This is a genomic window from Cupriavidus sp. 8B (assembly GCF_054589115.1).
The window spans coordinates 1-1,402 of sequence record NZ_BAAILO010000512.1 but is presented as its reverse complement, the minus strand read 5'-3'; the positions used below and the strand labels follow the sequence as shown (position 1 = coordinate 1,402).

At 66.3% G+C, this 1,402-nt stretch carries 1 protein-coding gene; it reads left to right on the top strand.

Going from position 1 to position 1,402, the window contains the following annotated elements:
- On the top strand, positions 1 to 1,151 hold a 1,151-nt coding region (locus tag ACYP5B_RS46005), incomplete at its 5' end, for an acyl-CoA carboxylase biotin carboxyl carrier protein subunit (RefSeq protein ID WP_459574029.1).
- Positions 1,152 to 1,402 lie beyond the last annotated feature (251 nt).

Below are 1,402 nucleotides of genomic sequence, written 5' to 3'. Positions count from 1 at the left end.
GCCTGCAGGTGGAGCATCCCGTCACCGAGATGATCACCGGGCAGGACCTGGTCGAATGGCAGCTCCGCGTGGCTTCCGGCGAACCGTTGCCGCTCAGGCAAGATCAGCTTCACATCCACGGCCACGCGCTGGAAGCCCGCGTCTACGCCGAGAACCCCGACAAGCAGTTCCTCCCCTCCACCGGTACGCTGCGCTACCTGCGCACGCCGGCGGCGGTGACGTTCACGCTGGGCCAGGACGGCAGCGGCCCGGCGGGCGTGCGCATCGACTCCGGCGTGCGCGAAGGCGACACCATCAGCCCGTACTACGACCCCATGATCGCCAAGCTGATCGTGTGGGGCCGCGACCGGGAGGAAGCGCTGGCGCGCATGGCGCAGGCGCTGGCCGAGTATCACGTGGTGGGCCTGTCGACCAATATCGCCTTCCTGCAACGGTTGGTGACCTCGCAGGCGTTCCGCACCGCGGATCTCGACACCGGGCTGATCGAGCGCAACCAGGCGGCGCTGTTTCCCCCGCCCGCGCCGGTAGGCATGGAGGTGATTGCCCTGGCGGTAGCGGCGTTGGTGGATGCGGAAACCCGCGCACGCCGCGTCGATCCGGCCGATGCGCATTCGCCCTGGCAGCATGCCGGCGCATGGCGCCTGAACGGCGATGCCAGCAGCCAGTACCGCCTGCGCACCGCCGAAGGCGAAACGCTGGCCAGCCTGCGCGGCGACGGCGGCAAGCAATGGCTGACCGTGGGCGGGCAAACCATGCCCTTGCGCGCGGCCAGCCATGCCGGCAGCCACACGCTCGACCTTGGCGAGCGCACGGTCAAAGGCAACACGCATATCGACGGCGAGACGCTCTACGTATTCAGCGGCAAGCAGCAAACCCGGCTGGAGGTCATCGACCCGCTGGCCCATGCGGGCAGCGCCGATGCCGAAGGCGGCAAGCTGGTGGCGCCGATGCCGGGCCGCATCATTGCCGTGATGGTCAAGGCAGGCACCGTCATCGGCAAGGGCGATCCGCTGATCGTGATGGAAGCCATGAAGATGGAGCACACCCTGACCGCGCCGGCCGACGGCGTGGTGCAGGAAGTGCTTTACAGTGTCGGCGACCAGGTGCAGGATGGCGCTCAGTTGGTGACGCTGGAGGACTTGGTGGCGTGAGTGAAGGCATGCCTTTTGGGGGGGGCCGCTTGTGGCCCCGCTGACGCGGGGGGATGCGTTGGTTGGGTGGGGTTTTATTGCTTCTAGCTGCTGATGCAGAATAGGGTGAGTGGGCAGTGTTTTAGCGCTTCTAGCTGCTGTCGCGGCTGTACGGGGTTGGCCGTTTTAGAACGTGTGAGATGTCACTTTTCTTTACTCGTAAAGAAAAGATGGTATGAACGCGCCCCGTCCCCGCAGTGGAGCGCGAGGAG